The sequence below is a fragment of the Staphylococcus simiae genome (assembly GCF_017357005.1).
Taxonomy (GTDB): Bacteria; Bacillota; Bacilli; order Staphylococcales; family Staphylococcaceae; genus Staphylococcus; species Staphylococcus simiae_A.
In genome coordinates, this window is sequence record NZ_CP071589.1 from 405,755 (window position 1) to 418,031 (window position 12,277).

Annotated in this window: 6 protein-coding genes, 1 tRNA gene and 1 other RNA gene; all 8 read left to right on the forward strand. The window is 33.7% G+C overall.

All coding sequences use genetic code 11. The features are described from left to right. The first annotated feature begins 7 nt into the window (after nucleotides 1–7). The 8 genes from gltB (at nucleotide 8) to J3R86_RS01785 (ending at nucleotide 12,249) form a co-directional block, all read left to right on the forward strand. A complete protein-coding gene (gltB, locus tag J3R86_RS01750; RefSeq protein ID WP_207517803.1) occupies nucleotides 8–4,507 on the forward strand; it encodes a glutamate synthase large subunit in 4,500 nt (1,499 codons plus the stop codon). Nucleotides 4,508–4,525: 18 nt separating this feature from the next. Next, nucleotides 4,526–5,989 carry a glutamate synthase subunit beta gene (locus J3R86_RS01755; protein ID WP_207517804.1) on the forward strand — a complete coding sequence of 488 codons (1,464 nt, stop codon included), beginning with the start codon at nucleotides 4,526–4,528 and terminating at the stop codon, nucleotides 5,987–5,989. 183 nt (nucleotides 5,990–6,172) lie between these two features. Continuing rightward, nucleotides 6,173–6,265: transfer RNA gene (locus tag J3R86_RS01760), tRNA-Ser, on the forward strand. Nucleotides 6,266–6,773: 508 nt separating this feature from the next. Further along, a complete protein-coding gene (gene treP / locus J3R86_RS01765; RefSeq protein WP_207517805.1) occupies nucleotides 6,774–8,201 on the forward strand; it encodes a PTS system trehalose-specific EIIBC component in 1,428 nt (475 codons plus the stop codon). An 87-nt stretch (nucleotides 8,202–8,288) separates the two neighbouring features. Beyond that, the gene (gene treC, locus J3R86_RS01770; RefSeq protein ID WP_207517806.1) at nucleotides 8,289–9,938 is read left to right on the forward strand and encodes an alpha,alpha-phosphotrehalase; all 1,650 of its coding nucleotides are present in this window, start codon (nucleotides 8,289–8,291) and stop codon (nucleotides 9,936–9,938) included. A 15-nt stretch (nucleotides 9,939–9,953) separates the two neighbouring features. Beyond that, a complete protein-coding gene (treR, locus tag J3R86_RS01775) occupies nucleotides 9,954–10,682 on the forward strand; it encodes a trehalose operon repressor (RefSeq protein ID WP_207518498.1) in 729 nt (242 codons plus the stop codon). Nucleotides 10,683–10,758: 76 nt separating this feature from the next. Continuing rightward, an RNA gene (gene ffs / locus J3R86_RS01780) (signal recognition particle sRNA large type) lies at nucleotides 10,759–11,028 on the forward strand. 699 nt (nucleotides 11,029–11,727) lie between these two features. Continuing rightward, a complete protein-coding gene (locus tag J3R86_RS01785) occupies nucleotides 11,728–12,249 on the forward strand; it encodes a GNAT family N-acetyltransferase (protein WP_207517807.1) in 522 nt (173 codons plus the stop codon). Nucleotides 12,250–12,277 lie beyond the last annotated feature (28 nt).

A 12,277-nucleotide genomic window follows, 5' to 3' on the forward strand; every position in this document is an offset into this window, starting at 1 on the left:
GCGCATCATGCACAATGACAAGTTAATTAAAGGTTTATATGATTATCGTGAGGAACATGATGCCTGTGGTATTGGTTTTTATGCGAATATGGATAATAAAAGGTCTCACGACATTATTGATAAATCTCTTGAAATGTTACGACGCTTAGACCACAGGGGTGGGGTTGGAGCAGATGGAATGACTGGTGATGGTGCAGGCATCATGACTGAAATTCCGTTCGAATTTTTTGAACAACATATTACAGAATTTAAAATTCCTGGTGAAGGAAACTATGCTGTAGGATTATTTTTTGCTAAAGAACGAATTAAAGGCTCAACTCATGAATCAATGTTTCATCAATATTTTGAAAATGAAGGTCTTAAGATATTGGGCTTTAGAGATGTACCTGTCAATAAAACAGCTATTGCTGAACACGTTGCACAGACGATGCCTGTCATTCAACAAGTTTTTATAGATATTAGCAATATTACTGATGTAACTAAAAAATTATTTTTAGCTAGAAAGCAGTTAGAATATTATACGACAACAAATGATTTAGAACTGTATTTTACAAGTTTATCTCATAAGACGATTGTTTATAAAGGGTGGTTACGCTCAGACCAAATTAAAAAGTTATATCTAGATTTATCTAATGAGTTATATCAATCGAAATTGGGATTAGTACATTCGCGTTTTAGTACGAATACGTTTCCGAGTTGGAAAAGAGCACATCCAAATAGATTGTTAATGCATAATGGGGAGATTAATACCATTAAAGGTAATGTCAATTGGATGAGGGCGCGTCAGCATAAGTTAATCAATACTGTGTTTGGTAAAGATCAACATAAAATATTTAACATTGTTGATGAAGATGGTAGCGACTCTGCCATTGTTGATAATGCTTTAGAATTTTTGTCATTATCTATGGAACCGGAAAAAGCAGCTATGCTCCTTATTCCAGAGCCGTGGCTATACAATAAGTCGAATGATGCCAATGTTCGTGCATTTTATGAATTTTATAGTTATTTGATGGAACCATGGGATGGTCCAACGATGATTTCATTTTGTAATGGAGACAAAATAGGTGCCTTAACAGATAGAAATGGTCTTAGACCAGGTCGATATACGATTACTAAAGATAACTTTATTGTCTTTTCATCAGAAGTAGGCGTCGTTGATGTTCCAGAAAGTAATGTGGCATTTAAAGGTCAACTGAATCCAGGAAAGTTATTATTAGTTGATTTTAATGAGCATAAAGTAATTGAAAATAATGACTTGAAGACACGTATAGCTAACGAATTACCTTATCAAGCGTGGATTGAAAAGTATAAAAAGCGATTTGACTTTGAAAGTATACAATATCGCGCGTCAGATTGGTCAAATGAGACATTATTTAAATTACAACGTCAATTTGCATACACTAAAGAAGATATCAATAAATATATGCAAGAATTAGTAGAATCTAAAAAAGATCCAATTGGAGCGATGGGTTATGATGCTCCAATTGCGGTATTAAATGATAAGCCGGAATCACTATTTAATTATTTTAAGCAATTATTCGCACAAGTTACCAATCCACCTATTGATGCTTATCGAGAAAAAATAGTAACAAGTGAATTGTCATACTTAGGAGGAGAAGGTAACTTAATTAATCCAGATGAGCATGTGCTAGATAGAATCCAGTTGAAACGTCCAGTATTGAACGAACAACATATTGAAAGTATTGATCACCAAACGTTTAATACGACTTATTTATCAACGTTATATGATGGTTCATTGGAAGAAGCTTTAAATCAATTAGGTGAATCCGCAATTCGAGCTGTGACTAAAGGTGCACAAATATTAGTGTTAGATGATAGTGGACTAGTAGATGACAAAGCATATGCTATGCCTATGTTGTTAGCAATTAGTCATATTCATCAATTACTTATTAAGGAAAATTTACGTATGGATACTAGTTTAGTTGCTAAATCTGGTGAAACTAGAGAAGTGCATCATGTTGCTTGCTTGTTAGGATATGGAGCTAATGCTGTTGTCCCATACTTAGCACAACGAACAATTGAACATATGACGTTGACAGAACAATTGCCTGGCGATGTTAGTGCTAATGTTAAGACATATACTGATGTGTTGTCTGAAGGTGTTATTAAAGTTATGGCGAAAATGGGTATTTCTACGGTGCAAAGTTATCAAGGAGCACAAATATTTGAAGCTATTGGTTTATCAGATGAAGTTATTAATCGCTATTTTACAGGCACCCAATCTAAATTATCTGGTTTATCTATCGAACAAATCGATACAGAAAATAAAGCTCGACAACAAAGTGGTAAAGACTTTTTAGAATCAGGAAGTACATTCCAATGGCGTCAACAAGGACAACATCATGCGTTTAATCCACAAACTATATTTTTATTACAACATGCATGTAGAGACAATGATTATGCTAAGTTTAAAGACTATTCTCAAGCTGTAAACCATAGTCGTAAAGACCATATTAGACACCTATTAGAATTTAAACCATGTCATCCTATCGATATTGATCAAGTAGAACCAATTAGTGACATTGTTAAAAGGTTTAACACTGGGGCGATGAGTTATGGTTCTATCTCTGCAGAAGCACATGAAACATTAGCACAAGCTATGAATGAACTTGGTGGTAAGAGTAATAGTGGTGAGGGCGGAGAAGATCCTAAACGCTATGAAGTTCAAGTAGATGGTAGTAATAAAGTGAGTGCGATTAAACAAGTAGCATCAGGTCGTTTTGGTGTGACAAGTGATTACTTACAACACGCTAAAGAAATTCAAATTAAAGTAGCTCAAGGTGCTAAGCCAGGTGAAGGTGGTCAATTGCCTGGTACCAAAGTTTATCCGTGGATTGCCAAAACGAGAGGATCGACACCAGGTATTGGTTTGATATCACCACCACCTCATCATGATATTTATTCCATTGAAGACTTAGCACAATTAATTCACGATTTGAAAAATGCTAATAAAGACGCTGATATTGCCGTGAAACTAGTATCTAAAACTGGTGTCGGTACAATTGCGTCAGGTGTAGCGAAAGCATTTGCTGATAAAATTGTTATCAGTGGCTATGACGGTGGAACAGGAGCGTCACCAAAAACGAGCATTCAACATGCGGGTGTGCCATGGGAAATCGGATTAGCAGAAACACATCAAACATTAAAACTTAATGATTTAAGAAGTCGCGTTAAGTTAGAAACAGACGGTAAATTATTAACCGGTAAAGATGTAGCGTACGCTTGTGCGCTTGGAGCGGAAGAATTTGGTTTTGCAACGGCACCACTTGTAGTCTTAGGCTGCATTATGATGCGTGTCTGCCACAAAGATACATGTCCAGTTGGAGTTGCAACACAAAATAAAGATTTACGTGCTTTATTTAGAGGTAAAGCACAGCACGTAGTTAATTTTATGCATTTTATAGCACAAGAATTAAGAGAAATATTAGCTTCTTTAGGATTAAGAAGTGTTGAGGAACTAGTCGGACGTACGGATTTATTACAAAAATCAACGACAATTGATTCGCATAGTAAAGCAGCTTCATTACGAGTTGAAAGACTCATTGAAAATTTTGAAGGTACAAATACTAAAGTAATTAAGCAAGATCATCATTTAGATATAGGCTTTGATTTAACTCAATTATATGAAACAACCAAACCATATATAGCAGCAGGACAACGTTATACTGGTACTTTTACTGTTAATAATGAACAAAGAGATGTTGGTGTTATTACTGGTAGTGAAATTACTAAACGTTATGGTGAGCAAGGTTTACCTGAAAATACCATCAATATTTATACGAATGGGCATGCAGGACAAAGTTTAGCAGCATATGCACCGAAAGGTTTAACAGTACATCATACAGGAGATGCTAACGATTATGTCGGTAAAGGATTGTCAGGTGGAACAGTCATCGTTAAAGCACCGTTTGAAGAAAGACAAAATGAAATTATTGCAGGTAATGTATCATTTTATGGCGCTTCAGGTGGGAAAGCTTTTATTAATGGTAAAGCTGGAGAAAGATTCTGTATTAGAAATAGTGGGGCAGATGTAGTAGTTGAAGGTATAGGGGATCATGGGCTTGAATACATGACTGGCGGTCACGTCTTAATATTAGGAGATGTTGGTAAAAACTTCGGGCAAGGTATGAGTGGTGGCGTAGCTTACATTATACCTTCAGATATAGAAACTTTTATTAGAGAAAATCAATTAGATACCTTATTAATGACTACGATTAAATATAATGAAGAGAAATTATTGATTAAAGGAATGTTAGAAGAACATATTGCGCAAACAAATAGTACTAAAGCAATTGATATATTAAAAAAATTCAATCACATTGAGCGTTATGTCGTTAAAGTAATACCTAAAGATTATCAATTAATGATGCAAAAAATTGCATTACACAAGTCTTTAAATAGTAATGAAGATGAAGCAACTTTAGCAGCATTTTATGATGATAGTAAAGTAATTAATCACACACAACGACCAGCGATTGTGTATTAAAGAATAGGGGTTAATCATATGGGTGAATTTAAAGGGTTTATGAAGTATGACAAACAGTACTTATCAGAATTATCTCTTGTCGATCGTTTGACAAATCATCAAGCTTATCAACAACGATTTACTAAAGATGATGCCTCTATTCAAGGTGCACGATGCATGGATTGTGGTACACCGTTTTGCCAAACTGGACAATTATTCGGACGTGAAACGATTGGTTGTCCAATTGGTAATTATATTCCTGAATGGAATGATTTAGTATATCGACAAGATTTTAAACAAGCATATGAACGTTTAAGTGAGACTAATAATTTTCCAGATTTTACAGGACGTGTATGTCCGGCACCTTGTGAAAATGCTTGTGTAATGAAGATCAATCGTGAGTCGGTAGCGATTAAAGGAATAGAACGAACAATCATCGATGAAGCCTTTGATAACAATTGGGTCAAATCTAAATTTCCTAAGCGTCGTCGTAATGAAAAAATAGCAATAGTTGGTAGTGGACCTGCAGGTTTGACAGCAGCTGAAGAATTAAATTATTTAGGATATCAAGTTACCATTTATGAACGTGCAAGAGAAGCGGGAGGGTTACTCATGTATGGTATTCCTAATATGAAATTAGATAAAGAAGTTGTTCGTCGTCGTATTCGTTTGATGGAAGAAGCGGGTATTATCTTCGAAACCGGTGTGGAAATTGGGGTAGATATTGACAAAGATCAGATTGAGCAACAATATGATGCCATTATTTTATGCACTGGTGCACAAAAAGGAAGAGATTTACCTCTAGAAGGGCGCATGGGAGCGGGTATTCATTTTGCGATGGATTACTTAACTGAACAAACACAATTGTTAAATGGAGAAATAACAGATACTACCATTACGGCTAAAGATAAAAATGTAATTATCATTGGTGCAGGTGATACTGGAGCTGATTGTGTTGCTACAGCATTAAGAGAAAATTGTAAATCAATCGTTCAGTTTAATAAGTATACTAAGCTACCAGAGGCAATTACTTTTAAAGAAAATAATTCATGGCCATTAGCGATGCCGGTATTCAAAATGGATTATGCACATCAAGAATATCAGGCTAAATTCGGCAAAGAACCCAGAGCTTATGGTGTTCAAACGATGCGTTATGATATCGATGATACGGGTCATATAAGAGGGCTTTACACTCAAATATTACAACAAAGTGACCAAGGTATGGTTATGATGGAAGGAACAGAGAAATTTTGGCCAGCTGATTTAGTATTGTTATCGATTGGTTTTGAAGGAACAGAAACAATGGTACCGCGTGCATTTAATATCAAAACGCAACACAATAAAATTGTAGCGAATGATACAGATTATCAGACAAATGAAGACAAAATTTTTGCTGCAGGCGATGCAAGAAGAGGACAAAGTCTTGTTGTGTGGGCTATTAAAGAGGGGCGCGGTGTAGCTAAGGCTGTAAATCAATACTTATCGTCTAAAGTATTAGTTTAATCTATAAATAACTACAGTAAATTTTTAGGATTAGTGGTCGATGGTGGACAAGATGATGATATATGATGTAGTGTATGAATTATTTAACGTCATTTGTTAATTTTCAATTTCATTATGTAAAGAATAGATTAAAAATTATATTGACATTTAAATAACGCTAATATATGATATTATTTGTGTTCAGGAGGAATACCCAAGTCCGGCTGAAGGGATCGGTCTTGAAAACCGACAGGGGCTTAACGGCTCGCGGGGGTTCGAATCCCTCTTCCTCCGCCATTAATTTTAAATATATAATATTTTATATAATGAAGGTAAGTGCTCAATACGTTGAGTATTTACCTTTTTTTATTTTGCATATTTTGTCAAATTGGACTAATACATAACTATTCACTTTTTATTTATCAGTCTTAAAAACTAGAAAAGCCTTATTTTACGAGTTTTGTTGTTATTGTCTCGAAATTATGGTGCTCTATTTTTAGGTTATCATTATAGTTTGACAATGCTTAGTTATTTAAAGGTTGTTATTTTAAATAATTAACAAAAACATTATTAAATTGCTATTCCTACACTGCTAAAGTTGTGTTTTCATATTATTAAAAATGCCACAATTATAGGGGCAGCGAATTGTTAGTTCAATAAAGTTAGATGCGACTTGAAACAATTATATGGAATATGGCAATTTGTCACAATATATAAATAAGATATAAGAAAATATTGTGAAAGCCTTTACACAACTTGTCTAGACAAGTTATACTTTCACTAAGACATTAAGGGAGTGAAGGATATGGCTGTAAAAAGACAAGATGTAAAAGCCATTGTTGATGCTATTGGAGGACAAGAGAACCTTGAAACAGCAACGCATTGTGTAACACGGCTACGTTTAGTTTTGAAAGATGATAGTAAAGTAGATAAAGAGGCTTTGAGTGATAATCCGTTAGTGAAAGGACAATTCAAAGCTGATCATCAATATCAAATTGTTATTGGACCTGGTACGGTTGATGAAGTATATAAACAATTTGTGGAGGAAACTGGAACGTCTGAGGCGTCGAAAGATGATGCTAAAGCTGCAGCTGCACAAAAAGGTAACCCACTCCAAAGATTAATTAAATTGTTGGGTGATATTTTTATACCGATATTACCTGCGATTGTAACTGCAGGGTTGTTAATGGGGATTAACAATATTTTGACTATGAAGGGCTTATTTGGTCCTAAAGAACTTATTGTGATGTACCCACAAATTGCAGATATTTCAAATATTATTAATGTAATTGCTAGTACAGCATTTATCTTCTTACCAGCTTTAATCGGTTGGAGTAGTATGAGAGTATTCGGAGGAAGTCCGATACTAGGTTTAGTCTTAGGATTGATTTTAATGCATCCTCAATTAGTGTCACAATATGATATTGGTAAAGGTCATATACCAACTTGGAATTTATTTGGTTTAGAAATTAAACAGTTGAATTATCAAGGTCAAGTATTGCCAGTACTTATTGCGGCTTATGTATTAGCTAAATTAGAAAAAGCATTAAATAAAGTCGTTCATGATTCTATTAAAATGTTAGTAGTTGGTCCAGTTGCACTGCTAGTAACAGGTTTTTTATCATTTATCGTTATTGGACCAATTGCTTTAATCATTGGTACAGGTATTACAACTGGGGTTACGTTTGTATTCCAACATGCAGGTTGGTTAGGTGGTGCGCTTTATGGTTTATTATATGCGCCACTTGTTATTACAGGCTTACATCATATGTTTTTAGCTGTAGATTTCCAACTTATGGGAAGTAGTTTAGGTGGAACATATTTATGGCCAATCGTCGCAATTTCTAATATTTGCCAAGGGTCAGCGGCATTTGGAGCATGGTATGTCTATAAACGTCGTAAAATGGTTAAAGAAGAAGGATTAGCATTAACTTCTGGTATTTCTGGTATGTTAGGCGTCACTGAACCAGCTATGTTTGGTGTTAACTTACCGCTTAAATATCCATTCGTTGCAGCTATTTCGACTTCTTGTGTCTTAGGTGCGATTATTGGTATGAATAAAGTTCTTGGCAGTGTAGGTGTTGGAGGGGTACCAGCATTTATTTCAATCCAAAAAGAATATTGGTTAGTATATATTGTAGTGACAATCATTGCTATGATAGTGCCATGTATTTTAACGATTATCTTATCTAATTTTAGTAAACAAAAAGCGAAAGAAATCGTTGAAGATTAACACAATTAAATAACTTAAAGGGGCGTTCATATACTATGCGGGCGTCCCTTATTTTATAACTATATATTAAGAAAAGGTGGTATTAGCGTGTTGAAAAATCAAGATTGGAGAAAATCAGTCGTATATCAAATTTACCCGAAGTCATTTAATGATACGACTGGAAGTGGTATTGGGGATATTAAAGGTATTATTGAAAAATTAGACTATTTAGCTTTCCTTGGTGTTGACTATATATGGTTAACGCCTGTATATGAATCTCCAATGAATGATAATGGTTATGATATTAGTAATTATTTAAAAATAAATGAAGATTTTGGAACGTTGGAAGACTTTGAGTTATTAGTAACAGAAGCACACAAAAGAGAATTAAAAGTAATGTTAGATATCGTTATTAACCATACATCTACAGAACACCATTGGTTTAAAGAAGCCAAAAAAGCGAAAGATAATCCATATAGAGATTTTTATTTTTTCCGTAAATCTCAAGATGGCCCACCAACTAACTGGGAATCAAAATTTGGGGGCAATGCATGGCAATATGATCCTGTTACGGATGAATATTATTTACATCTTTTTGACGTCACTCAAGCTGATTTAAATTGGGAAAATAAAGAAGTTAGACAAGCATTGTATAATATTGTCAATCATTGGATAGACTTTGGTGTAGATGGTTTTCGTTTTGATGTTATTAATTTAATTTCTAAAGATGAATTTAAAGATTCTACTAATATAGGTAAAGAGTTTTATACTGATGGTCCTAGAGTTCATGAGTTTCTACATGAATTGAATCGTCAAACATTTGGTGATACAGATATGATGACGGTTGGAGAAATGTCATCTACAACAATTGATAATTGTATTAAATATACCAATCCAGAACGTCAAGAATTAAATAGCGTATTTAACTTCCATCATTTAAAAGTAGACTACGTCAATGGTGAAAAATGGAGCAATGCTAAACTAGATTTTCATAAACTAAAAACTATTTTGATGGAGTGGCAAACTGGAATTTATCAAGGTGGCGGATGGAACGCGATATTCTGGTGTAATCATGATCAGCCTAGAGTTGTATCAAGGTTTGGTAATGATACAACAGAAGAATTGAGACAGCAAAGTGCTAAAATGCTGGCAATAACGCTACATATGCTGCAAGGGACACCTTACATTTATCAAGGTGAAGAAATTGGTATGACTGATCCTCATTTTACATCTATCGATCAATATAGAGATGTTGAATCTTTAAATGCATATCAAAATATGAAACAAAAAGGATATGACGAAGATTACATCATGGCTATTCTCGGACAAAAATCACGTGATAATTCACGTACACCCATGCAATGGTCTGCAGATATCAATGCTGGATTTACAGAAGGGAAACCTTGGATTGAAGTTGCGCGTAATTATCCTACAATTAATGTTGAACAAGCAATAGAAGATAAGGATTCAATTTTATATACGTATAAAAAATTAATTGACTTACGACATCAATACGACATTATTACTTATGGAAATATTATTCCACGTCACATGAATCATAATGATTTGTTTATATATGATCGTTATTTTGACAATCGTTGTTGGACTGTAGTCGCTAACTTTTCAGCACAAAGTGTCATAATTCCAGAAGATGTTGACTTAAATGGGGATATAGTTATCCAAGAAGGTATAATAGAAGAAAATTCGATTAGTGGTTACGGTGCAATTGTCATTGAAACATTATCGGAAAATAAATAACATGGAAGTTTGTATATAATGAAGCAAAAGAAATTCATTAAAATTTATGAAACATTAAAAGCAGATATTATTAATGGAAAATATAGTTATGGTAGTTCAATTCCTTCTGAAAATGATCTTTTGCAAACTTACGAATCATCAAGGGAAACTGTGCGTAAAGCACTTGATTTACTCGTCTTGGATGGTATGATTCAAAAAATTCACGGCAAAGGTTCTTTAGTGATTTATCAAGGTATGACGGAATTCCCATTTTCTGAGTTAGTTAGTTTTAAAGAAATGCAAACTGAGTTAAATATAATGTATACAACAGAAATTATAGTCAATGAAGTTATTAAAGCTTATGAAGTGCCAGAAGTTCAACGCAAGCTAGCTATATCGGATAATGAAGCACTTATTCATATTATTCGAACTAGAAAAATTAATGGTCATGTTAAAATCGTCGATGAAGATTATTTTCTACAGAGTATTGTTAAAGCAATTGGAAATGATGTTGCAGAAGATTCTATATATCATTATTTAGAACATGATTTATATTTAGCGATTAGTTATTCTAATAAAGCTATTACTTTTGAACCATTTTCAGATCAAGAATATAAATTGTTTGGCCAAGTTGAACCAGCATATTGTGCTACAGTGAGAAGTATTGTTTATTTGGAAGACACCACTCAATTTCAATATAATATTTCTAAACATATAGCAACTGAGTATAAATTTAATGAATTTTCTAGAAGACGTACTAAATAAAATTGAATTTTAAAGTTAATGTTCTAAAGGTTTTATGCTTGCAATTCGCTATATAAATATAGTAAGATATATCTTGCCGTGCTAGGTGGGGAGGTAGCGGTTCCCTGTACTCGAAATCCGCTTTATGCGAGACTTAATTCCTTTATTGAGGGCGTATTTTTGTGAAGTCTGCCCGGAGCACGTAGTGTTTGAAGATTTCGGTCCTATGCAATATGAACCCATGAACCATGTCAGGTCCTGACGGAAGCAGCATTAAGTGGATCATCATATGTGCCGTAGGGTTGCCGAGATTTAGCTAACGACTTCGGTAACGTTTGTGAATTACGTTCGATTTAAAGGTGCACGGTTTTTAATTTTTAATTTAACATTTAAATAAAGTATGATAACGACATATAATGAAAGCTACTCTCTTTAATAGTTAACAAGGATTTTGTATACTTGATTGCTATTATATTGATGAGTAGCTTTTTATATTTGCAGTAGAAATATGTGAGTATATACTTGTGCGACGAGGACAAGTAATATTAAGGTTCTCTCCCAAAATGGACTGATACATAATTAATTTTTTGCCTCACACCCCAGCTTGCACATTATAGTAAAAATTCTGTTGACAGAATTTTTCTTTGCTGGGGCCCCAATGCCCAACTTGCACTGTTTGTATAAACTGATTAATCAGTTTATTTGTGTTGGGGCCCCGGTCTTCGACTAGCACTGTTGCCCAACTTTCATTGCTTGTAGAAACTGTTTCACAGTTTCTCTATGTTGGGTCCCTACCTCAGGAGTCTCGGCTTTAAAATAATTTATATTTTAAATTATTCACTTTTTATTTATCAGTCCTGAGAATAGAGAACCAATATTAATTGTGTAGTAAAAGAGAATTTGAATAGTCTTATAGCAATAAATAGTCTATGGTAATACATTAATTATAAATTAAAAGTGTTGGATAAATAATGGTAGTGTAGTTGTATTGAATATAATACAATTATCATACGATATTAAAAGTTATAAATTAATGAATATTAGAAAAGTAATTTTCGGAGGAATTATGCAAATATATTTAAGTACATTAACTGAACTTGACTATGATACTTCTCTAGATAATATTGAAGAAAGTTTTAATGAAACTCCAGAAACGAGTTGGCAGGCAAGAAAAAAAGTTAAATATTTAAGAAAATCTCCCTTATATAATTTTGAATTGGAAGTTATTGCTAAGAATGACAATAATGAAGTAGTTGGTCACGTATTATTAATTGAAGTAGAAATTGTTAGTGAGATACAAACTTATTATGCGCTTGCAGTTGCATCGTTATCAGTAAAACCTGATTTGCGTGGCCAAGGATTAGGCAGTAGTTTGATGAGTGCAGTTGAAGAACGAGCTAAATCACAAGAGTATAGTACGATTATTGTAAGAAATAATTTAGAATACTTCTCAAAATTAGGTTATGATAATGCGCAAGACTACGACATTCAATCAGAAGATCATGAGAATATATTAGTTAAATTTTTATGGGATCATTTAGATAATCCGCCTCATGGTGTTATTAAAATTCCTCAACAGTTAGTTTGAGGTAAGTAAGTTATAACGTGATATAATA

Coding starts and splice junctions, on each gene's coding strand:
- J3R86_RS01785 (WP_207517807.1), top strand. CDS start 11,728: ATGCAAATATATTTAAGTACATTAACTGAACTTGACTATGATACTTCT.
- gltB (WP_207517803.1), top strand. CDS start 8: ATGCACAATGACAAGTTAATTAAAGGTTTATATGATTATCGTGAGGAA.
- treP (WP_207517805.1), top strand. CDS start 6,774: ATGGCTGTAAAAAGACAAGATGTAAAAGCCATTGTTGATGCTATTGGA.
- J3R86_RS01755 (WP_207517804.1), top strand. CDS start 4,526: ATGGGTGAATTTAAAGGGTTTATGAAGTATGACAAACAGTACTTATCA.